The following is a 506-nucleotide window of genomic DNA, read 5'->3' as shown; positions in this document are numbered from 1 at the left end:
ATGAATTTATTGTACGTTACCTACTATCCGAAGAGCGATGCAACAAAGCCATTCCAGTGTCAAGCACTGGGATGACACCATCATAAAGTGAACCAGTGTCAGCTACTTGCATGACACCATTTGTTGTACACTCACTTTTTCTTGATTTTTTAGTTTATCTTGCCTACCTACTTTGCCACTCTGCTGAACGGACAATGGCGTCAACTTAAGGAAAAATATCAGCGATAGTGTATAAAATTTCTCTCTAAAACTTTTACCATTAAATTATCCAGAAGCCGCAGGAAACAGCACTTTTGTTTCTATTTTATTTCAACAAAGAAGTTTAAAATGTGTCCTTTTTAGGTGAAACATGCAAAAAGGAAAAAATTTTATTCTACAAATTAAAAATATAATATACTCGAAAGCTTTTCAGAGAATCCATTGTGTTGGAAAAAACAGTTTTACACGAACAAGAAAACTTCCTTTTTCGACAGTATTTTCTATGATTTTAAAGTTAGTTAAAAAAA

General features: G+C 32.8%; 1 pseudogene. It reads left to right on the top strand.

What is annotated here, in order from left to right:
* Window positions 1–349 precede the first annotated feature (349 nt).
* Window positions 350–506, top strand: a pseudogene (locus tag OZD61_RS01170) (IS4-like element ISWosp8 family transposase); the annotation flags it as partial.

The sequence above is a fragment of the Wolbachia endosymbiont of Drosophila bocki genome (genome assembly GCF_028982005.1).
GTDB lineage: Bacteria > Pseudomonadota > Alphaproteobacteria > Rickettsiales > Anaplasmataceae > Wolbachia > Wolbachia pipientis.
This window is presented reverse-complemented; position numbering and strand designations above follow the sequence as displayed.